Origin of the sequence: Rhodococcus sp. BS-15 (genome assembly GCF_000813105.1) — a bacterium.
In the GTDB taxonomy this organism is placed as follows: domain Bacteria; phylum Actinomycetota; class Actinomycetes; order Mycobacteriales; family Mycobacteriaceae; genus Rhodococcoides.
Window position 1 is genome coordinate 1 of sequence record NZ_BAOX01000609.1, and the last position, 749, is coordinate 749.

General features: G+C 69.6%; 1 pseudogene. It reads left to right on the top strand.

The features are described 5' to 3' along the window. Positions 1–749: pseudogene (locus RHBS_RS28240) on the top strand (copper resistance D family protein); the annotation flags it as partial.

Here is a 749-nt window from a genome sequence, read left to right on the forward strand (position 1 = left end):
TCCGTTGTGCTCGCTATCGCGTCGCGCACGGTGTTGCGATGGGCCTGGACGGCCCGCGCTGCTCGGGTTCTCCCTGGCGACGCTGCTGCCCATCGCGCTGAGCGGGCACTCCTCGGCGGGCGGATCGCACGACATCGCCACCAACAGCTTGATCCTGCACCTCGGGGCCGCGTCGCTGTGGGCGGGCGGTCTGTTCGCCCTGCTGGCACACGTTCGCAGGCGCGGCGCACATGCCGACGTCGCGGCTCGCCGATTCTCCACCATCGCCGGAGTCTGTTTCGTGGTGATGGGCATCAGCGGCGTCATCAACGCCCTGGTCCGCGTCTCGATCGCCGACCTGTTCACCACCACCTACGGACTGCTGATCGTGGGGAAAATCGTCGCCCTGATCGTGCTGGGCGGCTTCGGCTGGATTCAGCGTCGCCGCGCATTACCGGCCTTGGTCGCCGATCCCTCGGCCCGCGGGCCGCTGCTCCGCTTCGCCGGTGCCGAGGTACTGGTCCTCGCGGCGACCATCGGCCTGGCCGTCGGGCTCGGCCGTACACCACCTCCCGCCGAGATCGACCCCAACCTCACGACCACGGAGGCGGCCCTCGGTTACAACCTGAGCGGCCCGCCGACGTTCGCGCGAATGGCTCTGGACTGGCGCTTCGATCTGATCTTCGGTACCGCTGCGATCGTCATGGCCGTGGTGTATCTGATCGGCGTTCGCCGCCTGCGGCTGCGCGGCGACGCGTGGCCGGTGGGCC